The organism is Candidatus Tisiphia endosymbiont of Xenochironomus xenolabis (assembly GCF_964264705.1).
In the GTDB taxonomy this organism is placed as follows: Bacteria; Pseudomonadota; Alphaproteobacteria; order Rickettsiales; family Rickettsiaceae; genus Tisiphia.
In genome coordinates, this window is the sequence record NZ_OZ183473.1 from 1,034,704 (window position 1) to 1,058,507 (window position 23,804).

The 23,804-nt window shown below is 33.2% G+C and carries 19 protein-coding genes and 1 rRNA gene; 9 read left to right on the forward strand and 11 right to left on the reverse strand.

The features are described from left to right. Window positions 1-79: 79 nt before the first annotated feature. The 5 genes from ACFELY_RS05020 to yidC all read right to left on the reverse strand — a co-directional run bounded on the left by ACFELY_RS05020 (window position 80) and on the right by yidC (window position 6,094). Entirely contained in the window at window positions 80-2,494 is a 2,415-nt protein-coding gene (locus tag ACFELY_RS05020; protein ID WP_375334145.1) for a VirB4 family type IV secretion/conjugal transfer ATPase, read from the reverse strand. A 26-nt stretch (window positions 2,495-2,520) separates the two neighbouring features. Continuing rightward, window positions 2,521-2,808, reverse strand: coding sequence for a VirB3 family type IV secretion system protein (locus tag ACFELY_RS05025; protein WP_094648608.1), 288 nt, complete (start codon window positions 2,806-2,808; stop codon window positions 2,521-2,523). A gap of 119 nt (window positions 2,809-2,927) precedes the next feature. Continuing rightward, window positions 2,928-3,854: an acetylglutamate kinase gene (locus ACFELY_RS05030; protein WP_341759312.1), complete on the reverse strand. Its 927-nt coding sequence runs from the start codon at window positions 3,852-3,854 to the stop codon at window positions 2,928-2,930. Next, window positions 3,808-4,416: a ribosome biogenesis GTP-binding protein YihA/YsxC gene (gene yihA / locus ACFELY_RS05035; protein WP_341748854.1), complete on the reverse strand. Its 609-nt coding sequence runs from the start codon at window positions 4,414-4,416 to the stop codon at window positions 3,808-3,810. The genes ACFELY_RS05030 and yihA overlap by 47 nt, the downstream gene beginning before the upstream one ends. Continuing rightward, entirely contained in the window at window positions 4,406-6,094 is a 1,689-nt protein-coding gene (gene yidC / locus ACFELY_RS05040) for a membrane protein insertase YidC (RefSeq protein ID WP_375334146.1), read from the reverse strand. Before yidC ends, yihA begins: the two co-directional genes overlap by 11 nt. Window positions 6,095-6,497: 403 nt before the next feature. Here yidC and clpB point away from each other — a divergent pair, with 403 nt between their 5' ends. Genes clpB through ACFELY_RS05055 form a run of 3 tightly spaced genes read left to right on the forward strand, consistent with a single transcriptional unit; the run spans window position 6,498 to window position 10,924 of the window. After that, on the forward strand, window positions 6,498-9,077 hold the full coding sequence (gene clpB / locus ACFELY_RS05045) for an ATP-dependent chaperone ClpB (protein WP_375333799.1): 2,580 nt from the start codon (window positions 6,498-6,500) through the stop codon (window positions 9,075-9,077). A gap of 15 nt (window positions 9,078-9,092) precedes the next feature. Beyond that, window positions 9,093-10,100 (forward strand): mitochondrial fission ELM1 family protein, encoded by a 1,008-nt coding sequence (locus tag ACFELY_RS05050; protein WP_375333800.1) that lies wholly within the window; start codon window positions 9,093-9,095, stop codon window positions 10,098-10,100. Window positions 10,101-10,153: 53 nt separating this feature from the next. After that, window positions 10,154-10,924, forward strand: coding sequence for a TatD family hydrolase (locus ACFELY_RS05055; RefSeq protein WP_375334147.1), 771 nt, complete (start codon window positions 10,154-10,156; stop codon window positions 10,922-10,924). A gap of 237 nt (window positions 10,925-11,161) precedes the next feature. Here ACFELY_RS05055 and ACFELY_RS05060 read toward each other — a convergent pair whose 3' ends face one another. Next, complete coding sequence (locus tag ACFELY_RS05060; protein ID WP_375333801.1) at window positions 11,162-13,411, reverse strand: tetratricopeptide repeat protein; 2,250 nt, start codon at window positions 13,409-13,411, stop codon at window positions 11,162-11,164. Window positions 13,412-14,172: 761 nt separating this feature from the next. On the opposite strand from ACFELY_RS05060, the gene ACFELY_RS05065 reads away from it, so the two are divergent. Beyond that, window positions 14,173-14,703 (forward strand): acyloxyacyl hydrolase, encoded by a 531-nt coding sequence (locus ACFELY_RS05065; protein WP_375333802.1) that lies wholly within the window; start codon window positions 14,173-14,175, stop codon window positions 14,701-14,703. Window positions 14,704-14,730: 27 nt separating this feature from the next. Here the strand turns inward: ACFELY_RS05065 and ACFELY_RS05070 are convergent, their stop codons facing one another. Both ACFELY_RS05070 and ACFELY_RS05075 read right to left on the reverse strand, forming a co-directional pair. Further along, on the reverse strand, window positions 14,731-15,606 hold the full coding sequence (locus tag ACFELY_RS05070) for a bifunctional 5,10-methylenetetrahydrofolate dehydrogenase/5,10-methenyltetrahydrofolate cyclohydrolase (protein WP_375333803.1): 876 nt from the start codon (window positions 15,604-15,606) through the stop codon (window positions 14,731-14,733). Further along, a complete protein-coding gene (locus ACFELY_RS05075; protein WP_375333804.1) occupies window positions 15,606-16,607 on the reverse strand; it encodes an NAD(P)/FAD-dependent oxidoreductase in 1,002 nt (333 codons plus the stop codon). The genes ACFELY_RS05070 and ACFELY_RS05075 overlap by 1 nt, the downstream gene beginning before the upstream one ends. 166 nt (window positions 16,608-16,773) lie before the next feature. Between ACFELY_RS05075 and ACFELY_RS05080 the strand changes: the two genes are divergently transcribed. The 3 genes from ACFELY_RS05080 (at window position 16,774) to ACFELY_RS05090 (ending at window position 19,353) form a co-directional block, all read left to right on the forward strand. Further along, window positions 16,774-17,520, forward strand: a complete 747-nt coding sequence (locus ACFELY_RS05080) for a hypothetical protein (RefSeq protein WP_341759304.1) — start codon at window positions 16,774-16,776, stop codon at window positions 17,518-17,520. A 307-nt stretch (window positions 17,521-17,827) separates the two neighbouring features. After that, entirely contained in the window at window positions 17,828-18,088 is a 261-nt protein-coding gene (locus ACFELY_RS05085) for a monovalent cation/H+ antiporter complex subunit F (protein WP_375329885.1), read from the forward strand. After that, window positions 18,088-19,353 carry an FAD-dependent monooxygenase gene (locus ACFELY_RS05090; protein ID WP_375333805.1) on the forward strand — a complete coding sequence of 422 codons (1,266 nt, stop codon included), beginning with the start codon at window positions 18,088-18,090 and terminating at the stop codon, window positions 19,351-19,353. Before ACFELY_RS05085 ends, ACFELY_RS05090 begins: the two co-directional genes overlap by 1 nt. On the opposite strand, the gene ACFELY_RS05095 is transcribed toward ACFELY_RS05090, so the two are convergent. Genes ACFELY_RS05095 through ACFELY_RS05105 form a run of 3 tightly spaced genes read right to left on the reverse strand, consistent with a single transcriptional unit; the run spans window position 19,340 to window position 21,145 of the window. After that, complete coding sequence (locus ACFELY_RS05095) at window positions 19,340-20,245, reverse strand: DMT family transporter (RefSeq protein ID WP_375333806.1); 906 nt, start codon at window positions 20,243-20,245, stop codon at window positions 19,340-19,342. The two genes, ACFELY_RS05090 and ACFELY_RS05095, sit on opposite strands and share 14 nt — an antisense overlap. A 56-nt stretch (window positions 20,246-20,301) precedes the next feature. Next, window positions 20,302-20,541, reverse strand: a complete 240-nt coding sequence (locus tag ACFELY_RS05100) for an SAM hydroxide adenosyltransferase (RefSeq protein WP_375334148.1) — start codon at window positions 20,539-20,541, stop codon at window positions 20,302-20,304. Next, entirely contained in the window at window positions 20,537-21,145 is a 609-nt protein-coding gene (locus ACFELY_RS05105) for an S-adenosyl-l-methionine hydroxide adenosyltransferase family protein (protein ID WP_375333807.1), read from the reverse strand. Before ACFELY_RS05105 ends, ACFELY_RS05100 begins: the two co-directional genes overlap by 5 nt. A 426-nt stretch (window positions 21,146-21,571) precedes the next feature. On the opposite strand from ACFELY_RS05105, the gene ACFELY_RS05110 reads away from it, so the two are divergent. Together ACFELY_RS05110 and ACFELY_RS05115 are read left to right on the forward strand one after the other, a co-directional pair. Then, on the forward strand, window positions 21,572-22,039 hold the full coding sequence (locus ACFELY_RS05110) for a hypothetical protein (protein WP_375333808.1): 468 nt from the start codon (window positions 21,572-21,574) through the stop codon (window positions 22,037-22,039). A gap of 228 nt (window positions 22,040-22,267) precedes the next feature. Beyond that, window positions 22,268-23,770, forward strand: a 16S ribosomal RNA gene (locus ACFELY_RS05115). Window positions 23,771-23,804: the final 34 nt, after the last annotated feature.

Consider the following 23,804-nt stretch of genomic DNA (forward strand, 5'->3'; position numbering starts at 1 on the left):
TGCTTTAGCACCATAAAATAGACTTCCTGCATAAGTCAATCTAGTTGGTGATTTTCTATGTTTGTAATGCATAAATTAACTAAAGTGACTTTACTTCCTCATAAAATATAGGCAACCATTTTTCAGGATCATCACCATATTGCCCTCTAATCCGATCCAACAATAACACTGTTTCAACCCGACCAGACAGAACATTAATAATATCATTCATACCATCTAAACTTATTTTAGCAACAACCGCATCTACTCCCTGTTTTATTAAAAAATAACGCGATGTTGGATCAGTAGTTTTTATTAAAATATATTCCCGTTGACTAAGCATAAAGGCACTACGATAAATATCAGTTGCCTTAAGATTGGGTAAAAATATTTGGGTTGCAGTTTGTTGAATCAGAGTATCGCTGATTCTGCTTTTAGCTGCATCTTCAACGCTTTGGGTAGCAAAAATTACAAAAGTATTTAACTTACGCAAAACTTTTAGCCAGTCCTTAATTTTCGGAGCAAATACCGGATTATCAATCAAAGCCCATGCCTCATCAAGAACTATCATAGTTCTCTGACCATCTAAAGAAATACTAATTCTATGGAAGATGTATAATAATACAGGAGCAAGACTAACTGGATCTTTTAACAACTCTGTCATATCAAAACCAAATACTCGAGCTTTCTGTAAATCAATATTATCTGTCTCATTATCAAATATTCTGGCATGCGAACCTCTCCCAACCCACATAGCAATTCTACCTGCCAAACTATTAGGACCATCAATGCCTAAAAATGCTACAACATTTTTTAACCTTCTATCTTTCTTTTCCAGCTTAAAATTACCGCTTACTGCTTGTGATAAAGTCTTATTATCTTCTGATGATAGCGACTCTCCATTAGAAGTAACCAGTACTTTAAGCCACTCTAATATAAATGTTCTATTCTCTCCAGTATCATCAAGTTGCAAAGGATTAAAGTTACATTCTCCCCCCGGATCAATGGTGGTATAAACCCCGTTAAGTGATCTAATAAATATTTCAGCACCGTGATCTTTATCAAAAAAGAACATTCTAGGTTTAAATTTTTGTGCTTGGGCACATAAAAAATTCATTAGCACTGTTTTACCAGCTCCAGTTGGACCAATAATCAAACTATGCCCAACATCCCGAACATGAAAACTGAAATAAAAAGGAGTACCTGAAGTAGTATCGAGTACAGTTACATATTCTCCCCAGTGATTATTAAAAACCTTACCTAATGGATAATTATGCATAGATGCAAAACTAGCCATGTTTAAAGTATTGATAGTCGACCCCCTTACTATATAATCCATATTTCCAGGAAGCTGTCCCCAATAACTTGGCTCCATATTAATTTTTTCCCTAACAGGTTGAATTCCAGAGTTGGAGAGTTCAACAGAAGCCATAGATAAGGTATCTTCAAGGGATTTTAAATTACTATCAGAGCATAGAAGTGAAAAATGGTGTTCTCCAAAACCAATATCACCACTGGTAGCCATATCAAGTGCTCGAGAGATTTCGGCAACTTGTGATACCGCCTTATCATCTGCTTGAATCATCCTATTTTGTTGTAGTTGCATTTTATTAATCGCCACTGTTCTATTAGCAAAAATAAAACTCTGAGTCATAACAAATTCAAAAGGCATTTGTAAAAAGCCATCAAATATCCCAGCTGATGTAGATGGTCCATATTCTAAAATACTTAGTATCCCAGCATATCTTCTACCCGCTGGACCACGTGCTTCTATGGATCTAGAACCAAAAAATAATCTATGGGTTGGAAGATATTGGTCTATTGAATTTCTGGGAACGACCATTTGCATTGAAGAGCCACAATTCACCAGAGTACCGAGAAACTCCATAATATCACAGCAATAACCACTACTAGATTTGCGTACACCAAGTAGTCTGGCACCGTAACTATGGAATGTATTAACTACTCTTGAGGACATCTCTCGCAAACTTTCCTGCATCTCTCGCATGTCATTTTCCCAGGTAGATTTATTAGACTTTTGCATTAGCTTCTTAATGAAGTATTCGATTACAGCCGCTCCAGCTTCATCTGGTCTATAAAGGATACTAACATACAACTCATTAAAAAACGACCTAGAACCCTCATGTTTCTTACGCCATTCATTTGATAAATAAGTTATGAAATCATTAGGTACTTTTATGGTAGGGTCATAGGTATATTCAATCTCATCAAAAATTACTGGTCTACGCCTTCTGATCGTATGGAAATACATCACAATATTGCCTGATGACATATTTTTAAGTAACGAATTCCTGATATTTTTTTTAATATCTAAATCTTCATCATCAGCTGTTTCAAAGGAAAACCCCCCTATCTTTACTACTTGTAATAATTCATTATTTTTGGTTAGGATAGTATTACTATCCCAATGGCACTTATAAGGAATAAAATGAGAAGTAGGTTTTTCTTTCCTAGAACTCGATTCTTTTGCTGCTTTTGTTACAGATAATTTTATCATTTTGTCATTTTATAACTGTTCTTTTAAATACCGTATGAGTTCGCTCCATAGAATGATTTATTAGGACACTGACTACATTTAGAAGATTTATTTAAGAACAATTCTATAAATCTTGGTTCTTTAAAACATATTACATACCCTATCATATGAATTACAAAAGCAACAAGCAAATTCATAATACTATTACTTTGAATAAATAACGACATAGATATGATCATATTAAGTGCTGCAAACTTTATACTTACCCCAAAGATCATTGCCGGTCTTGTTAAACCAACAAATAACGGATCTGATACTAAACTACCTGACATAAATTAATCCCTTTTAACTCCAATTCGGTTATATCTATAAATATAGCAGATTTTTATGCTCCACTAATAGATGTTTTCATTATTTTTGTAATATTACTTATTTTTTTGCCCACATATTTTTATATAATTGGCAACTCACGTTCTTTACTTGTAAACATGCTTAATAATATAGAATCAGGGAAAGCTGCATCGAGAAAATGCACGTAATCGGTATTGTTTTGAATGGCACTTAAAGCTGCTCCAATTAAATCAATTTTTTTAGGCTCAACAGCTTCATTCAGCATTTCTTTCAATACATCAACATCCTGTACACGCATATATTTCCCCCCGGTAAATTCTACCCCATCACATAATAATACTAAATGATCTGCATCTAATGAGGAAGCAATTGTCGAGGCAGTCAGATTTACATCCAGCAGATGTGTATTACCTTTTTCATCACTAGCTACTGGTGCTATAACCGGAATAATATTACTATCTTCAAAATTTATTAAAATCTCAGGATTTACTATAATTGGTTCACTAATAAACCCAATATCTATTACATCTTTATTAGGGTCTCTTCTATGCAATAATTTTGATTTCTTAGCTTGTATAAGATTAGCATCTTTGCAAGAAATACCAATAGCATAACAACCTAAACTACAGAGCTTGGAAACTATACGCTTATTAACATACCCGGACAAAACCATTTCTATAATTTGTGAGCTTTTATAATCCGCTACCTTAATATTATCGATAAATTTTTGATCACAGCCAAATAATTTCAGCGTATTATCCACCAAATTAGTATGATCATGCACTATAAAGATTTTAATGTCACAACTATCAAGCAACTGTATTACTTCTGCAAAACTCGTCAATAATTTGTCATCATCAATAATTAATGAGGGTAGCTTAAATACCATAACTTGATCTCTAACTTCACTACTACGTCTTATTATATCTTTAATTAAAGCAGTATCTTTGATATCTGCAAAGCCTTTACCTTCCTTATCTTTATAATTTAATGCATTTTGCCAAACTAAACTGCAATTCTTTTGCACCTTCTTTACTCCTACTACTTGTATAAATTACATTACAGGAGTAGCCCAAAGTTGCAAGAAAATTCTGTGCTGTTGCCGTTAGGTTTTCTCTATCTGTTACCTTATCTGACTTGGTAAAAACAATTTGGAAATCTTTATTGCAAGAAAGTAACAATTTAGCAATTTCCATATCATTTTGCTTTACTCCTCTTCTAGCATCAATCAACAAATTTACTAATTTGAGATTTACACTCATTCTGAGATAGTATGTTATTAATACTTCCCACTGTTGTTTGATATATATTGGCACTTCAGCAAAGCCATATCCAGGAAGATCAACTAAAATAAGTCTATCGATAAGGGAGAAAAAATTTATTTGCCTAGTGCGACCAGGAGTATTAGAAACCTTAGCAATACTTGAATTATTACAGATACTATTAATCAAACTTGACTTACCAACATTTGATTTACCAACAAAGGCAATCTCTGGTACAGATGTATTAGGGAACTGATTTATTTTTGCCACACCAGCTATAAATTTTACCTCTTGCCGAAATAGTTTTGTAACCTTATCAACCGACATTCTTATCTAGCTTATTAATGTAATATTGCTGAGCTATTGATAAAATATTACTCCAAGACCAATAAATCACTACTCCCACTGGAAAACTACTAAACATTACTAAAAAAACTAGCGGCATAAATTTCGCTACTTGAGCTTGAACTGGATCAGTTGACTCTGGACTCATCCTTTGCTGTAAGAACAGAGTAAGAGCCATGATAATAGGCCATACACCAATCATCAGGAAGCTTGGACAAGAAAATGGCAGTAATCCAAACAAATTAAAAATTGACGTTGGATCAGGAACAGATAAATCTTTTATCCAACCAAAAAATGGTGCCTGACGCATCTCAATAGTTACGTATAACACTTTGTAAATTGAGAACAATACTGGGCTTTGTACAATAAGTGGCAAACAACCACCTAGAGGATTAAGATTTTCTCGTTTGTACAATGCCATAACTTCTTGGTTAGCTCTCATTTTATCATCAGCATATAACGCTTTAATCCTCTCTACTTCAGGCTGAAGATTCTTCATTCCTTTCGTAGCACGATATTGTTTATTAGCCAAAGTAAACATTAGTAATTTTATAATAACAGTTACGATCAAGATACTAACTCCGAAATTACCAACGTAATGATAGAAAAAATTCATAACATTAAAGAGTGGTTTAGTGATTATATAAAACCAACCAAAATCAATTGCCCGGTCAAATAACTTAATATTATATTGCTTTTCGTATTTATCCAATAAATCAACTTTCTTTGCTCCGGCAAATAATCTTTGCGATATAGTGAATTTTTTTCCTACTTCTATAGTCTGAGTTGAAGAAATGAAGTCGACCTGATATTTTTCAACACCGTTTTTCATTGCATAATTGAAGTTAGAACTATACATGCTAGCTTTATCTGGAATTAAGGAAGATAACCAATATTTATCGGTTATACCAACCCAATCAACAACAGTTTGTGGAAATTTCTCAGTTTTCTTATCTTTTAAATCGTCAAAAGAATGTTCTTTAAGCCTACCATCAATAACACCGATTGGTCCTTGATGAAGATTAACCAATTTCTCTTTGCAGCCAGTATATTTACGGTTAATTAGTCCATAATATTGAACTGAGATTGGTTCCTTGCTATCATTCACCGTAGTTTGATATATGGTAAATAAATAATTACTATCCATACTTATAGTAATCAAAAATTTAATCCCATCTTTGTTAATCCATGATAAGTTTACAGGTTTTGTAGGCGTTAACTCATCATTATCAGTCTGCCAAAGAGTTTCACTATCAGGAAGAATAATACTATTATCTTTGTTAAACCATCCTATTTCGGCAAAATAGGCTTCTTCTGACTGAGAATGGGCAAATAACACAACAGGTTTACTGTTTGGTGATAAATCTTGCTTATATTTCAATAAAATTAAATCATCAAACCGGAACCCTTTTAAAGCAATCGATCCAGAAAGTAATTCTGAGTCTATCCGAATTCTCTTAGTAGAAACAGGTGATTCACTTTCTTTAGGGATTTCTACTTGAATATTCTTTTTCTTTAACTCTTGAACTTGCTTGTTATATATTTTATTTTGCTGTTCTAATTTTTGTAATCTTGGTTTATCATAAAAATATTGCCATCCAAAAATAATCCCAAGGGACAAGACAATTGCAGCTACCAAGTTAACTATGTTATGATTCATTACCGATCTAAAAAAATAATTTATATTATATAAAATAACAATGGGAAACCCTAAATTTAGGGTATTCATTATACTACTCCTATGAGTTCTATAAGATTTAAGTAAATTAATCAAGAAATTTGATTTATTGATTTAATATACCATCAGCATCTCTTGTATTATTATTCACCATTAATTATATATTAAAGTACTTAGTGGAAGAAAATATTATGATATATTTATTAGTATAGCTCATAACAAACTAACGTCATTGCGAGAAGACCGCAGGTCGACGAAGTAATCCAAAAAAGTAATTAGAAAGGATTACCACGCTCACATATGTTCGCTCGCAATGACGGAGTAATAATAATCGGGTTGGCTATAATAAACTTTGAGTTAATTTAAAATTTATGAGGTTATGGCAATGAACATAGATAAATTTACTACCCAGGCAAAATCTGTATTATCTAATGCCCAAAGCATAGCAGCAAAAAATGATCATCAGCAAATATTGCCACTACACATATTGGCGAGTTTATTAAACGATGATAGTGGAGTTATTGATAATCTTATTAATACTTTAGGTACTAGCTTCGATGATTTGAATAGAGCTATAACCGTAGAATTAAACAAAATCCCAAAAGTGCAAATAGAGGGAGGAGGGCAACTTTATCTATCATCAGAAGCACTAAAATTACTTGATAAAGCATCAGAGCTTGCAAAGAATAATGCCGATAGTTTTATAACTATTGAGAGAATTTTTGAGGCATTATCATATGATAAAACCTCTGCTGGTAAGATTTTATCAGAGAATGCAATAACTAATAAAAAAATAAACGCAGCAATTTTACAGTTAAGAAAAGGTAAGACAGCAGATAATAACTCTTCTGAAAGTAGTTATGACGCCCTAAAAAAATATGGTAGAGATGTAACCGAGCTAGCAGAACTTGGTAAACTTGATCCAATCATCGGTAGAGATGAGGAAATTAGAAGAACCGTGCAAGTTTTGTCAAGAAGAATGAAAAATAATCCCGTGCTAATAGGAGAGCCAGGAGTTGGTAAAACAGCCATAATAGAAGGGTTAGCCCAAAGAATATTTAGCCAAGATATTCCAGAAACTCTAGCAAATTGTCGAATCATTGAACTTGATATGGGAGCTTTAATTGCTGGGGCTAAATATCGTGGTGAATTCGAAGAACGACTAAAAGCTGTATTAAATGAGATTAAGCACTCTAGTGGGGAGATTATTTTATTTATTGATGAGCTACATCTTTTAGTAGGAACTGGTAAGACAGACGGAGCCATGGATGCATCAAATTTACTAAAGCCAATGCTTGCTAGAGGAGAACTCCATTGTATCGGTGCTACGACTTTAGATGAATATCGCAAATATATCGAGAAAGATACCGCTCTTGCCAGAAGATTTCAAGCAGTTTACGTTAATGAACCAACAGTAGAAGATACTATTTCGATTCTGCGTGGTATTAAGGACAAATACGAATTACATCATGGCGTAAAAATTGTTGATAGTGCTATAGTTGCCGCTAGCACTCTATCTAACAGATATATTACCGATCGTTATTTACCAGATAAAGCTATTGATTTAATCGATGAAGCATGTAGTCGGCTAAAAATAGAATTATCTAGCAAACCGGAAGAATTAGATGAGCTTGATCGTCGTATCATTCAAATAAAAATTGAGCTAGCAGCTCTAAAAAAAGAAGATGATGAATATTCAAAAAAGAAAATTATCAAATTAACAGACGAATTAACTAAACTTGAATCTCGTTCTTACGATATGAATGCTAGCTGGCAAGCTGAAAAATCCCAAATACATATTGAACAGAAATTAAAAGAAGAGCTAGAAAAAGCTCGTTTAGAACTTGAAAGAGCAGAAAGAAGTAGTGATCTTGCCCGAGCTAGTGAGCTGAAATATGGTATTATTCCTGATTTGACTAAGAAACTACAACAAGCAGTAGAAGGGGGAAATAACAAATTATCAAAAGAAGTTGTATCAGAAAACGATATAGCTATAATTATTTCCAAAATTACTGGTATACCAATTGACACAATGCTATCAAGCGAACGTGAGAAGTTATTAGCGATGGAAGATAAACTACGTCAATCGGTAATCGGTCAAGATGAAGCTATAAAAGGAGTCAGCGATGCTGTGCGTCGTTCTCGTGCTGGAATACAGGATCATAATAGACCACTTGGATCGTTTTTATTCTTAGGTCCAACTGGTGTTGGTAAAACGGAACTAACCAAAGCTTTGGCACTTTTTTTATTTGACGATCGTAATGCCATTCTCAGAATTGATATGTCTGAATATATGGAAAAACACTCTATATCACGTTTGATTGGGGCTCCTCCAGGCTATGTTGGTTATGAGCAGGGAGGAGTTTTAACAGAAGCGGTACGTAGGAGACCTTATCAAGTTATTTTATTTGATGAGGTAGAAAAAGCCCATACGGATATTTTCAATATCATGTTACAAATTTTGGATGAAGGTCGTCTAACTGATAGTCAAGGAATAACTGTTGATTTTAAAAATACCATCATTGTTCTTACTTCCAACCTTGGGGCTGAAATACTTATTAATCAACAGCAAGATGATGACCAAGATGCAACTAAAGAGCAAGTAATGCAACATGTACGAGCAACATTTAAACCTGAATTCTTAAATAGGCTAGATGAGATTATTCTATTCCATAAACTAACTCGTGCTGACATACATGATATTGTCAAAATACAACTAGATAATTTGAAAGAAATTCTTTCACAACAAAATATTACATTGCAATTTGATCAATCGGCAATAAATTACCTGGCTGATAAAGGTTATGATTCAATGTTTGGTGCTAGACCATTGAAAAGAGTTATTCAACGAGAATTACAGAATAATTTCGCCAAAATGATTCTTTCTAGTAGAATCGGTAGCGGTGATATTGTAAATATAAAAGCAATAAATAATGAATTAGCTATTGATAAAATGATAACTTAACAATAATTATGAAAAATGCACAATATTAAACCCAAAATTTGGGTATTAGCTGACAGCAGGGTGGGTAATGTCAATCAAGCTATAGCTCTAGCAGAAAAGCTTGGTCTTGGTTATCAATTAAAACCTATTGAATATAATTTTTGGGGTAAATTACCAAATTTTTTACTAGCCCTTAGCCCTATCCATGTGAAAAAGCAGCTGTTACAATCGTGGGAGATGGAAGGCTTCCCTGACTTAATAATTTCTGCTGGAAGAAGAACTGCTTCTTTAGCGAGCTATTTAAAACATAAATCTGCTGGGAAAGTAAAAATTATTCAAATTATGCACCCTAACCTACCATTTAAGCAATTTGACCTAATTATTTTACCGCATCATGATAAGGTTAGCAGGGAAGAACTATGCACGAATGACAAGAATATATTGAGAATTACTGGAGCTCTTAATAATGTTCAAGCAAAAATACAGGATGGCGGTATTGAGTTACGCAAAAATTATCCAGATCTTAAGCAGTTTATATCGGTAATTATTGGTGGTAATAGCAAAAATTATCAATTTACCGACGAAAATGCTCGCGAATTTGCTGCAATATTATCTAATCTTACTAAGACCCAAGATGAAAAACATACCTTGTTTATTAGCTTTAGTCGACGTACTCCTAATTCAGCAAAACAAATTATCAAAAAAAAGGTACCTTCATCGGCTATTATTTACGATCCAACAGAGGAAGAAGCTAAACCTAACCCTTATTTTGGGATGTTGGCACAGGCAGATTACATAATTTCTACGGCTGATTCGATTTCTATGTGTAGTGAGGCAGCTTCCACTGGTAAACCTCTTTATATATTCTGTCCTAGTAATTTTAAATCACCTAAACATCTAGCATTTACACAAAATTTGCTAGAATTAGGAATAGCTAAAATACTAGACAAATCTGTAATTCAGCTTGAAAACTATAATTATGCCCCTCTTAATGAAGTAGAAAAAATTGCTAATATCATAATTACAAAAAATTGGATAAAATGATGATCCATAATTCGACAACAAAATCACCAACTAGCCTGGCTTATGCAGAAAGTATATTAATTGATTCTCATTGTCACCTCAACATGTTAAAAGAAGATTTATCAGCCATAATAAGCAGAGCTGAGAATAATAATGTTAAGTACATGCAGACTATATGTACTACCATTGAGGAATTGCCGGATATTTTAGAAATAGCCGTAAGATACGGCAATGTCTTTGCTTCGTGTGGAGTTCACCCCAATGAAGTGAAGGAAATTGTCTCGTGCGAAACTATTATGGAATATTGTAATCATCCGAAAATTATTGGCATTGGTGAAACTGGTCTCGATTATTATTACCAGACATCAGACAAACATCAACAGATTAGTTCTTTTGGGCAACATATACAGGCATCTCAAAGTACCGGGTTGCCAATTATAGTCCATACAAGAGAAGCCGAACAAGATACTATTGATATTTTAAGTAGCGAAATGCAAAATACCGCGTTTCACGGTCTTATTCATTGCTTTACCGCTTCAAAGCATTTGGCAAAAAAAATGCTTGACCTTGGTATGTATATATCGATTGCTGGAATTGTAACCTTTAAAAACGCTACCGCTTTACAGGATATAGTACGTTATATTCCACTAGACCGGTTATTAATTGAAACAGATTCTCCTTATCTTGCCCCTGTTCCGATGCGTGGCAAACAAAACGAACCAGCTTTTGTCAAATATGTAGCAGAAAAAATAGCTGAAATAAAAGAAACAAACCTAGAAACAGTAGCAAATGCTACTACCACAAATTTTATATCTTTATTCAGCAAAACCCATCTTCTTATATAACCCCTCCGTCAAAAATGCTAAAAATTAAGAATTAATCGTTCTTGTTGATACCTTATCATTTAAGTATACACCTAACCTAGGCTCTGTGAACAAAATTTAAATTACTAGATTTCGACTCTTTTTAGCTGCAAATTATAAGATTTTTTTGAAATAGAACTAACTATTCCGGCAAAAATCTTATTAATTTTCGCTTAAAAATACTCAAAATCTAAACAATTAAAATTTTGTTCACAGAGCCTAGTTTTCTTTTGTCCATAAATCTATATTATATTGTTTACAATACTCAAACATAGATACAGTATTAGAGTGAGTTATCCCAAACTCCTTTACTTGCGATTTACCAAAGAATTTATAACTATGTAAGTCTTTTGCTTTACATGCCGCTTTAGCTCCTTGACTATATAAGTAACTCACTTGAGCCACATTTTTCCGGTTATCTCTATATAAGTAATAATATATGCTATAAGCTTTATTATAGGATTTTATAGCTTCTTTTATCTTATTTTGAGCAAATAAAATATTACCTTGGACTACATAGCTTGCTGCTAAATCTGGATCTTCCGAATAATCTGCATATTTTGGATTTTTATGCTCATTGGCTAAGAATATGGAGATAGCCTGGTTAACATGTTCTGAGGCCTGGTCTAGTTTACCTAGCCCTAATTCACTACTTGCCATTTGGGTGTAAATGCGACCTAATATTTCAAGAGCCTCTTTTTCAGAGGATTTACACATGTTATATAAATGCTCAGCTGTGGCATATGCTTCTGGGTATTTTTTAAGATAATTCAATATTTCTACTTTAGATAAATAAGGATTTATAAGTAGCTTGTCATCAAGAGCTAGTCCGTTTTTAATTGATATTTCTATAACCTTATTAACGTTTTCTAATGATTCAATATATTTTCCTTGTATGAATAATAATTTTGCTTTTATATTATGCATATAGCCTATGTTCTTTTTATCCATTAAATCTTCATTAAATATTTGTTCCATAATTTGAATATTTTTTTCTGCTTCTTGAACCTGTCCTAGTGCAATATTAGATATTGTTAAATGATACAATAAATTCCATTTTCTAGATTCGTAACCTTTTAAATTCTCAAATATTTCTTTCGCTCTTATAAAATAGTTTATTGCCATCTTATAATTAGAATAACCTCTATAATACCCACCTATTGCTTGCACATACCTTGCATATGCACATTTTTCATCATTATTCATTAACCATAATTTAAATTTTCCTTCCTGGTCAGCTTTATTAAACCAAGTAACCTTTTTTTCTGCGTCATAATAATTGAGAGAATTATGATATTGAAGCATTAGTTGATAATTAAGTTCCATAAGTTTATATATATCTGAGTTATATTTCTCTGAATTTTTTAAAATTATTTCAAGATTTTCTTGTATAGTTTTAGCACTTCTAAAAATACGAGCCTGTAATGCATTCTTTGGTATATAATTCATTAATTTAGTAATGATATCATTTAAATAAGCTTTATTATTCTCACCACAATTAATCTTGGCTATTTTCTGAGCAATAACATCATGCATTTCAAAGATAGGGTTAGTGTCATGTGAGTCAATGTTAGATATTAAAGCAAATTTAGATAATTGATAGAGATCATCATCAATAGTATTTTGATTATCCGTAATAATTTTTAAAAGTTCTTTCGAGAAACCTTGATTATTTATTAAGGCTATTTTATTTAAAAGTTTCTTAGCACTTGGCTTTAATTCATTGATAACTAATGTAATGTTTAATTGAATTTTATCTGTTGATTGCTGGATTTTATCCTTATATTCTTTTCTATCTAAATCTTTTACATTATTTAATAATTGTGCTCCTTGTACTATCAGGATAGGATAACCAGCAAACTTTTCGCTCAAGAATTCTGCTAATAGGGGATCATTATTTTCTAGAATATTATTAGCAAGAGCAATGACATCATCTTTTTCAAAGACAGTCATTTTGATTACGTTAGGTAATATTTCGCTATCTTGAGAGACAAATATAACGTGTCCGTTATGCTCCCAATCAACGAACTCTTGAACTTTTTTATTTTCACTTACTTTTAGATTATCAAATATCAGTAACCATTTATCTTGATTCGATAAATAGCTCATTAATTCTTTTCGTATTAATTTTATATCTTCTGATATTAGATTAGATTTAGCGGTGCTATTAATAGCTTTTACTAGCTTTAGCAACTCTTGATTAATATCTAAATTACAATCAACAAACCAAATAAGTTTATAATTATTTTGATTCTCATAAGAATACATTCTAGCAAGTTGGGTTTTTCCCATGCCACTAGTGCCTATAATACTTACTTGTCTATGTTTAATTAAATTATTTTTGAGCAAATTTAGTTGTTTGACATGATTGACAAAATAAGTAACTGGTGTAACAAAATTAGATATTTGTTGTTGAGCAAATGAATTATGCGGCAATATTAATAATAATATTATAAAATATTTATTCATTTTTTGCTCCTAGTGAATGGTTTCAGAAAAATTACATTATTATTTTTACTTAGTGGGGTTTTTATATAGATTAACATGACTGCAACCTATTTTACAATCAAAATTATATTTTTATACTATTAAGTGACATATTCTATAAATTATATACACTATTAAATTATAATACCAATTGAAATAGTTAAGGAGGTATATATAATATGGGAATAGAAATTTGTGCAGGTACTAAAATGGTAAGAACATTAATATTACCAAAAGGTTTTTATGAGCATGATTTCATATGCCTAATGAAAAACGAGTCGCACGGAATAAATCGCATATGCTTATTAGCAATGCATCACTTAGCAATCAGGCAAGTCATTGAAAACTGTATCTATGATAGTTGGATCGCACTGGAAAACAGTACAATCTTGGCTTAGACGATTTAGAAACTCTAGCTTTGATGGATTATTTAAATCATACAAATTAGTGCTGGATACAAATCTAAAAATATGTATACTACTCGTTGTAGTGACTCTTTGTTCATAAGGCTTACCTAGCATAAGTCAATCTAGCTGGAATTCTGGCGTCGAAACTTGCCTCCGCTCCGTAACAATCGTTTATGTACGTGGAGGTAGCCGGCGTTTCTCCTAAGGATTTCTGGGCTATCTTTGACTTATGCAGGAAGTATATAATATACTCTTGTTGAATAGCTGGATATTTATGAATAAAGGTGCATTCATTTAAATTCTATCTCTAATCTTTTTTCAAATTTGTGGTGTACTATGAATCGTTTAATATTAGTAATTTTTTTTAGTATTTCTTTTTGTTTAACTGGGCAAAGAGTTTTAGCTGATGAAATAAGAATAGGAATACTCAAACACGACATAAATGTTAGGTTAAAACACCGTTATGAGAAAGGATACGACGTTAATTTAGAATATCTTTTTGGTGAAGAATACGAATTTTTGCGTGGCTATCCTCATATAGGCGTAGATATTAACAATAGTAAATATGCAAGTAGTGCTTATACTGGGCTTACTTGGCATTTTGATATGATGGAATCTGTGTTTTGTGGGTTAAGCTTTGGAGGGGCAATTCATAATGGTGAATTGAAAAAATCAGAGAAACAACGAGCTTTAAGAAAGCGTCCCTTAGGATCAAGGCTTTTATTTAGAGAAAGTGTTAGTTTTGGTGTAAAACTTAATGAAATACATGCAATTACATTAATTCTTGACCATATCTCTAATGCTGATATCGTAAAACCTAATGCCGGTCTAACTAATTTAGGCATACGGTATGGTTTTAAATTTTAAGTGGTTCTCTGTTGCATCTGTTTTGTTTTACAAGTTAGCTATATGAGGTTGTTTTGCTGCTTTAAGTGTGTTCTTGAGCAAAAAAGCAACCGTCATTGGTCCAACACCGCCTGGAACTGGTGATATATATCGTACTTTATCGACAACATTGGCAAAATCAACGTCTCCGACCATTTTGTCACTATGGGCAAGTTTACTAATACCAACGTCAATCACTATAGATTGTCGGTTAAAATATTCTTCTGTTAATGTTAAAGGTGAGCCGATAGCTGATATTACTATGTCGGCACGGGAAGTTATAGAATGTAAGTTTTGAGTTTTTGAGTGACATAAAGTAACAGTGCAATCTTCTCTAAGTAATAAAGCTGATAATGGTTTTCCGACAATATTAGAACGTCCTATAACTACAACATTCTTGCCAGCTAAATCTTTCTCAACTTGTTTAAGTAACTCAATGCAGCCAAGAGCCGTGCAAGGTATAAAGCCGTTACCTGAGTTACTATGTAGATAACCAACATTTAGAGGGTGAAAACCATCAACATCTTTGCTAGGATCAATAGCAGATAAGATTAAATTTTTATTGATATGCTTAGGTAAGGGGAGTTGTACGATAATCCCCGAGATATTTGCGTCATTATTGAGTATATTGATTTCATTTAGTATATGATCAATTTGAATTTCATTAGGTAAATTTATTGGCAAAGCATTCATACCAATTTTTGTCGCTGCTTTTAGTTTATTTCTTACATATATGCTACTAGCTGGATTATCACCCACTAGTATAATAGCAAGAGTTGGTACCAATTTAAACTGCTCCTTGAGTGAATTAACCTCTAGCTTTAACTCATATAATATCTGGTCTGCAAAATATCTACCATTGATTATATTACCGTGTTCTTTCACTATTTATGCACTCCTTTGGTAGTTGAATATTCAAAATGTAAGGCTTTACCTTCAAATACCCTACTATAGGCATGATGTAAACTACTGGCTGCTTCTGCAAAACCACTAAGAATTAATTTTAATTTTGCTGGATAACTAGCAATATCACCAATTGCATAGATACCTGGAATATTTGTTTCAAAATAACCAGGCTCGACAATTATATGATTTGTTTTAACATGTAATCCCCAATTTTTTATTGGACCAAGTTCTTGGGTAAGTCCAAAAAATGGCAATAATATATTTGCTGGTAAGGTGCGAATATTTCCTTCGAAATCCTTTACTCCAACAGCTTCTAATATACCATCTTTTCCTACTAAATGCTCTAGTTGATAATTAATTACCAGCTCAATTTTACCATTATCAGCTAATTCTTTGAGTTGCCTTATAGTTTCAGGAGCTGCTCGAAATTTCTCACGCCGATGTACTAAATATATTTTTTTAGCAATTTCGCAGAGTGATATTGCCCAATCTACAGCCGAATCTCCACCACCAGCTATGATGATTTCTTGGTTAGCTAAACTATTGCGGTTATTGATAAAATAAAATACTGATTTTCCTTCAAATGCTTCTATACCAGCTAGTGGAGGTCTGTTAGGTCCAAAAGAACCACAGCCAGCAGCAATAATAATAACTTTAGCAGCTATTGTGACATTTTTAGAAGTGGTGATTTGGAAATAGTCATCTTCTTTTTTTAATTGTATAACTTGCTGATTGAGATGATAAACCGGATTAAACGGATTAGCTTGTAATGCCAATTGTTCTATCAACTCTTCTGCCATAATTTTAGGGTAGGCTGGTATGTCATATATCGGCTTTTCTGGATATAGTATGCTACATTGTCCGCCTATTATTTCCTGTGAGTCAACAACATGACAACGCATACCAAGCATCCCAGCTTGGAAAATAGCAAATAACCCAACTGGCCCTGCTCCAATTATTATAATATCAGTATTGTGCATAAAATAAAATTTTATAAATAAAAAATCGTAAAACTCTTAGTGGTACCAGGATATTATGTTATAATGGATAAATAATCAACTAATAACGCTAAAATTCAAGATTGCGTTCTTTTGATAAAAATTTTACAATATTATTTTTTTAAAAAATTAATAAAGGAGTTTATATATGTTCCGTTTAGAAGATACTGAATTTATGTTGGTTAAGTCGAGGGTTATTAATATGTGGAATATTGAATCTATTCAAAATGGTACTAAAGATATTTGTCTGACAAATAAAAAAGACGTGATTATTGATAACACCGATAAGCTTATGGAACCCAGTAGTTGGATAAAAGTGATTCCCAATACGACCGTAACTATAATGGGAGAGCTTCCATTTGAAACATTCGTTTTACAGCCTAAATCTACAATTAAATTTTCCTACAATGGTACTGCTTACAATTTGGCAAACACAGGATCACAAGAGCTAGGCGTACAAAATATGTTTCTATTGATAGATACTTGTAAATTTTTAGAAACTTCCCTTGCAGAGAATGAAGAGCATGAAGTATTTGAAATTAAAGAATATCATTCATTGGCTTATAAAAATCTTGATAAAGATTTAATAAATTTATTTGCCCAACAAAATGATAAGCAATTTGCTTCCTTAATAGAATATGCATCTATAATAAAAAGTTCTTCAGAATTATCTGATTTAGCTAAAAATTTATTAGATTCCTACTCAAGTGAGTCTGAAGATGGTTCTGACTACTCGTTTTATTCTACTGAAAGTTTATCAAAACTCTGGTCAAATAAGTCTGAGGATGCTTTTGACTGCTCGTCTTCTTCTTGGGAATTGTCTGATGTTAATCCTAGTATGGAAGGTGATCAAGTCGTCCCACTAGTAGGAACAAAAGAAGAACATTTTGAGTGATTACAACCCTATAGTTATTATCACCGTCATTGCGAGAAGGCGTAGCCGACGAAGCAATCCAAAAATTATAATAAATCTGGATTGCTTCGTCGTGCGGTTTCCGCACTCCTCGCAATGACATTTGAGGCGTATAAACGTCATTGCGAGCGAATGTATGTGAGCATAGCAATCTATTTTAATCATTTTTCTGGATTGCATCAATGCCACTAAAGTAGCTCTGAGCCATGACTTTTGAGGTCGTACACGTCATTGTGAGCTAACATATGTGAGTGTGGCAATCCATTTTTAATTAATTTAAATTAGGTCTATGATAAATCTTTATTTAATCATTAATATTTTATTTGTTGCTTTAATGATTTATTTATTGCTTAAAAATAGAAATATTTTTGTAAAACTCTTAGTGCTGAATAGTTTAACTAGTATAATGACTTTATTCATTTGTTTTCTTGGGTCATTTAAAATGAATAATTGTTATTTAGATATTGCTCTGATTTATTTTCTGTTAAGCTTTATAGCAAGCGGAGCATATTTAAAGTATTTTATTGGTCAGTCTAATAACGTAATGTAATGAAAAAAGAAATAGTAATATTAGGTTGTGGTTTAAGTGGTATGCTTACGGCATTATCATTTGCCGAAAAGAATATTAAAACTACGATCCTTGAGTGTCAATCAATAAACTCTAGTATAGTTAATTCAGGAGAATTGGGTAGCAGGAACGATAGAGCGACGCCTATAAGTAATAGGCGAGCGACGAGTGACGACGTCACCAACTTCTCATCAATTGACTATAGCTTTTGTGCTGATATCAGGACTACTGCATTAACTCCTGCTTCTTCACGATTCCTAGAAGCTATTCGTTTGTGGTCTGAGATTGAGCCAATAGCTGGCAAAATGCTGGAAATTTATGTTGTGGATAATAAGGCACCAGAAATGTTGTGTTTGCCAAATATCAAAGGTAATGATGCATTAGGTTATATAGTAAAAAACAGTGAATTTAAGCAAATATTACTAGAAAATGTTAAAAAAAACTCATTAATCAACATAATTGATCAGTGTGGTTATCAAAAGATCGATAGTAAAGCTGATCATTCGATCATCTATTTAGATAATCAGAAAACTATAAATAGTGACTTATTGATTGTTTGTGATGGGCATAATTCTAAAGCCCGTCAATATTATTTCTTCAATAAAATAGAAAAATCATATAATCAAACTGCCTTGACATTTAATATTAGGCATGAGAAAAATCATGAAAATTGTGCTATTGAACATTTTATGCCATCTGGTCCTTTTGCCATTTTGCCTCTCAAGGATCAAAAAACCTCATCGATAGTATGGACTACCAGCCAAGAGCAGGCGGCGTTATTGACCAGTTTGCCGAGTGAAGAATTTGAGTATTTGGTAAGTAGAAATTGTGGCAATTCTCTAGGAGCTATTGCTGTGGATAGTGATATTAGTTCTTTTCCTTTAAAAGCTCGTGTAACTAGTAAATATTTTCATAATAAAATAGTAGTAGTGGCAGATAGTGCACACGTAATTCATCCGCTAGCTGGTCAAGGCTTAAATCAGGGCATCAAAGATATTGAAACTTTAACTGGGTTAGTTGCAAGTAGCGGTACAAATGCAGTAGTACTAGAACGATATCAAAAATTAAGACAAAATGATAATTGTAATATGTATATGATTACTGAGAGCCTAAATAGTATTTTCTCAAATCATTCAAAACCCTTATGGTACCTAAGACGTCTAGGGCTTAAAGCTATTGATAATATAGATCCGATTAAGAATTTATTAAAACAATATGCTATGGGTAAAAGGTTTAATCTTTATTAAAGAAAATGATAATTTTGTTGACAGCTAGCTTTGGTAAAAAAGTTTCATAGATTAAAAGTAACGTTGAGAATATTATAATTATTGCTCCTACTATTGTAGTAATATGGGGAACTTCTCCAAAAATAATATAACCAAATGCTGCAGAAAATGTGAGTTCAATGTATCTATACGGTGCTACCGATGATATTTCAACTAATTTGAAGGATTTAAGTAAGCAGTAAAGTATTAAATTCCCAGTGATCCCTAGAATGAATAGCAGAGCTAGGTCTTTGATGGTTGGAGAAGACCAAACATATATGGTGGGTATTGCACTAAACAACATAACAAAAAATCCAGAATAGAATAACATATTTAATGTAGATTCTTCCTGTACCATTTTTTTATTAATAACATCAAGTGCGGCAAATAAGAAGGCACTGGCAATTAACACTAGTGAGAAAAAGTTAAAATCAGCATCGCTAGGATTTATCACTATTGCTGTTCCTATAAATCCCAATACTGTTGCAGCTAATTTTATCAAACTATATTTTTCTTTCAAAAATACAGTTGCCATTACCAAAATATAAATTGGTATAGTAAAATTTATTTCGGTAGCAACAGTGATATTTACAAATCCTAAACCCATACACCATGTTACTATTCCACTAAATAATAGTAATCCTCTGATAAGATGTACATACATTTTAGGTTTTGAGCCTGCCACTTTTTTATAAAAAATAAATGGTATAAGTGTTAATGTGCTAAATAGGAAGCGGAAAAATACTACTTCATACGCTTGAATATTGAATCCTAAATACTTCATGATAACATCATTAATATTATCAATTAGTAGGCTTAGAATAAACCACGCAACTCCATGCAACATATTATTAGAATTTATATTTTTTATCATTATTTCAACACTATCTATAATTGTAAAGTACAAACTTAATTAAAATATTAAGCTACTCAAGAGTATATTTTTATTTTCCAATCTATTCCATAACCAATTCTATATTTTTTTGCAAAATTAAATAGATTGATACCTAAAGCTAAACAAGAGGTGCTATTAATATATAATACTTTTTTTCCTTGTTCTACATTGGCAAATGTTTTGCTATAATTTGCAGTTGTTTTATAATATTTTTTTGATTTATAGGAAATTTCTATCTTATAATCTGTACCTTCTCTAAAATTAAATTTATTAATATTCTAAATCAATATTCATCCAGATATTACCATATCTGTCGTGAATTGATATGGTACCGATTAATTGATTAGTAGTATTAATGTTCGCTTGTTCATAATGGAATTGTATTAATTCCGTGGACAGTTTTGTTCCTACTTCCTCAAGACTAATTTTTCCTGATGCAAGTCTTGCAGCAACATAACAGTATAAATCTCTACCATGAGAAGTAGAACTGTTAGCCCTTGGCATTATGTTAGCTTTTTCATTAATCTCTATGATTTCTTCTGTACCCAAAAATTGATTGATCAATGTTAAGGTACCGTTATCTGGTGAGATAAAATAGTGTCCCGTCTTAGACTTTAATATAATAGACTTGCGTTGTGTTCCAACACCAGGATCAACGACACTAACAAATATGGTACCTTCTGGCCAATAAGTTGCAGTTTGATATAGACGGTATGCTGCTTCAAATATATTAAATGGTGTGATTTCATGGGTTAAGTCTGAAATTATCAAGGATTTTTCTATGGAATGTATAACTCCTTTTGTCTCATTTACCGTTCCATCAGTAGTTCCGAAATCGGTTTGAAGGACTATAATTCCTGAAAAGTTAGAATTACTCATAAATTCTCTCTGTGATATGTATAGCTAATTCGATTAGTATTTATCCATAGTAAACTTATGCCTTTTTTCTACGATTTTTAAATTGTCCTGTGAATTGGGGCAATGTTAATAGGGTTAACTATATAGAGTTAATATGCAGTCAGTAGTGTACAGTATATCTTTAATATGTAAAGTATTTGTTTTTATAATTAACAGTATTTTCTCAAATCATTTAAAACCCTTATGGTACCTGAGACATTTAGGGCTTAAAGCTATTGATAATATAGAGCCGATTAAGAATTTGTTAAAACAATATGCCATGGGTAAAAGGTTTACTCTTTAAAATTAGGAAGTTATGAGTAAAGAAATTAATGTTAAAAATTTTTCTAGTAATAGTAGCAAAAATATTTTATTATTTTGCCAAATAAATACTCTAGAGAGGTTAAAGTGAACTTTTTTAATGACAGAGAACTAGCATTGCGATTTAAAAATAATGCTGTTAGTTCTAAAGAACGATTTTGGTATGTAATGATAGGTAATATATTATATATAGTATCGTTATTAGAATCGTCATTAGTATCGTCATTAGTATCGTCATTAGAATCGTTTTTATTTGTAAAAAATATGTATTTGGCTAGTGTAATAGGATTACCTATAATTATTGGAGCAATTATATGTTATAATACCAATAAAGCTGGTGATGACAAAGAATTTATAGAAAGATATGTTTGCATTGGAACACCAGTATTGATAAGGACGAAAGTTTTGACGTTTGCATTATTTTTCTTTGGGACATTAATAAAAGGATATATTTTTAAAGAGATAGTAAATAATCTAGGGATAATTTCCAATGCTATTGGTTCTTTTTATTTTTACTGGAGACTAAATTCGTCCATTAGGATAGCAGCAAATTAGATTGAGGATAATAGTGGTTTGTAATAAATAATAAAAAAAGTCAAAATAGCAGTTGACAGCATAGTAGATTTTGCATATGATTACTCCACGAAAAGATGATTATTCATCAACTCGTAAGCTGTTTTTAAAAGTAAATAATCAGATATAGGTAGTGACAGCAAAATGTATTTATCACTTAAAGTGATAAATTAAACCTGTCAATTTTTTGAATAAAAAGTAGACAGAATCAAACTTGAGAGTTTGATCCTGGCTCAGAACGAACGCTTTCGGTATGCTTAACACATGCAAGTTGAACGGATTAATTTAGGGCTTGCTCTAAATTAGTTAGTAGCAGACGGGTGAGTAACACGTGGGAATCTGCCCATCAGTACGGAATAACATTTAGAAATAGGTGCTAATACCGTATATTCTCTTCGGAGGAAAGATTTATCGCTGATGGATGAGCCCGCGTCAGATTAGGTAGTTGGTAGGGTAATGGCCTACCAAGCCAACGATCTGTAGCTGGTCTGAGAGGATGATCAGCCACACTGGGACTGAGACACGGCCCAGACTCCTACGGGAGGCAGCAGTGGGGAATATTGGACAATGGGCGAAAGCCTGATCCAGCAATACCGAGTGGGTGACGAAGGCCTTAGGGTTGTAAAGCCCTTTTCAGCAGGGAAGATAATGACGGTACCTGACCAAGAAAGCCCCGGCTAACTCCGTGCCAGCAGCCGCGGTAAGACGGAGGGGGCTAGCGTTGTTCGGAATTACTGGGCGTAAAGAGTGCGTAGGCGGTTTAGTGAGTTGGAAGTGAAAGCCCGAGGCTTAACCTCGGAACTGCTTTCAAAACTACTAATCTAGAGTGTAGTAGGGGATGATGGAATTCCTAGTGTAGAGGTGAAATTCTTAGATATTAGGAGGAACACCGGTGGCGAAGGCGGTCATCTAGGCTACAACTGACGCTGATGCACGAAAGCGTGGGGAGCAAACAGGATTAGATACCCTGGTAGTCCACGCCGTAAACGATGAGTGCTAGATATCGGGAGAAATTCTTTCGGTTTCGTAGCTAACGCATTAAGCACTCCGCCTGGGGAGTACGGTCGCAAGATTAAAACTCAAAGGAATTGACGGGGGCTCGCACAAGCGGTGGAGCATGCGGTTTAATTCGATGTTACGCGAAAAACCTTACCAACCCTTGACATGGTGGTCGCGGGAAGCAGAGATGCATCCCTTCAGTTCGGCTGGACCACACACAGGTGTTGCATGGCTGTCGTCAGCTCGTGTCGTGAGATGTTGGGTTAAGTCCCGCAACGAGCGCAACCCTCATTCTTATTTGCCAGCGGGTAATGCCGGGAACTATAAGGAAACTGCCGGTGATAAGCCGGAGGAAGGTGGGGACGATGTCAAGTCATCATGGCCCTTATGGGTTGGGCTACACGCGTGCTACAATGGTATCCACAGAGGGAAGCAAGACGGTGACGTGGAGCAAATCCCTAAAAGATATCTCAGTTCGGATTGTTCTCTGCAACTCGAGAACATGAAGTTGGAATCGCTAGTAATCGCGGATCAGCATGCCGCGGTGAATACGTTCTCGGGCCTTGTACACACTGCCCGTCACGCCATGGGAGTTGGTTTTACCTGAAGGTGGTGAGCTAACGTAAGAGGCAGCCAACCACGGTAAAATTAGCGACTGGGGTGAAGTCGTAACAAGGTAGCCGTAGGGGAACCTGCGGCTGGATTACCTCCTTTAAAGACTTAATATAGCAAGTATTACTTTTGTAAT

Bases quoted from the DNA above. Each gene is read 5' to 3' on its own strand.
- ACFELY_RS05025 (WP_094648608.1), bottom strand. From the start codon at position 2,808: ATGTCAGGTAGTTTAGTATCAGATCCGTTATTTGTTGGTTTAACAAGA.
- yihA (WP_341748854.1), bottom strand. From the start codon at position 4,416: ATGTCGGTTGATAAGGTTACAAAACTATTTCGGCAAGAGGTAAAATTT.
- yidC (WP_375334146.1), bottom strand. From the start codon at position 6,094: ATGAATCATAACATAGTTAACTTGGTAGCTGCAATTGTCTTGTCCCTT.
- clpB (WP_375333799.1), top strand. From the start codon at position 6,498: ATGAACATAGATAAATTTACTACCCAGGCAAAATCTGTATTATCTAAT.
- ACFELY_RS05050 (WP_375333800.1), top strand. From the start codon at position 9,093: ATGCACAATATTAAACCCAAAATTTGGGTATTAGCTGACAGCAGGGTG.
- ACFELY_RS05060 (WP_375333801.1), bottom strand. From the start codon at position 13,411: ATGAATAAATATTTTATAATATTATTATTAATATTGCCGCATAATTCA.
- ACFELY_RS05065 (WP_375333802.1), top strand. From the start codon at position 14,173: ATGAATCGTTTAATATTAGTAATTTTTTTTAGTATTTCTTTTTGTTTA.
- ACFELY_RS05075 (WP_375333804.1), bottom strand. From the start codon at position 16,607: ATGCACAATACTGATATTATAATAATTGGAGCAGGGCCAGTTGGGTTA.
- ACFELY_RS05080 (WP_341759304.1), top strand. From the start codon at position 16,774: ATGTTCCGTTTAGAAGATACTGAATTTATGTTGGTTAAGTCGAGGGTT.
- ACFELY_RS05085 (WP_375329885.1), top strand. From the start codon at position 17,828: ATGATAAATCTTTATTTAATCATTAATATTTTATTTGTTGCTTTAATG.
- ACFELY_RS05090 (WP_375333805.1), top strand. From the start codon at position 18,088: ATGAAAAAAGAAATAGTAATATTAGGTTGTGGTTTAAGTGGTATGCTT.
- ACFELY_RS05095 (WP_375333806.1), bottom strand. From the start codon at position 20,245: ATGATAAAAAATATAAATTCTAATAATATGTTGCATGGAGTTGCGTGG.
- ACFELY_RS05105 (WP_375333807.1), bottom strand. From the start codon at position 21,145: ATGAGTAATTCTAACTTTTCAGGAATTATAGTCCTTCAAACCGATTTC.